Below are 258 nucleotides of genomic sequence, written 5' to 3'. Positions count from 1 at the left end.
CCTTGGCTTCGTCAGCCGTCATGAAGTAGTCACGATCGGTATCCTTCTCGATGCGCTCCAGCGGTTGGCCGGTACGCTCGGACAAGATGCGGTTCAGCTTATCGCGCATCTTGAGAATGCGGCGAGCACGGATCTCGATATCCGTGGCTTGACCTTGTGCGCCGCCAAGCGGCTGGTGAATCATAATCTCACTGTTAGGCAGGCCATAACGCTTGCCCTTGGCACCTGCGTTCAGCAGGAATGCGCCCATGGAAGCAG

1 protein-coding gene is annotated in these 258 nt (G+C 57.8%); it reads right to left on the bottom strand.

All coding sequences use genetic code 11. The annotated features are described in order from the left end of the window. Positions 1–258: ATP-dependent Clp protease proteolytic subunit (locus tag ACFRAK_RS28595; protein ID WP_394573129.1), on the bottom strand; the 258-nt coding region annotated here is incomplete at both ends.

It is taken from the genome of Peribacillus sp. NPDC056705 (assembly GCF_043656335.1).
The sequence above is the reverse complement of the archived record's forward strand: the minus strand, read 5'-3'. Positions and strand labels throughout refer to the sequence as shown.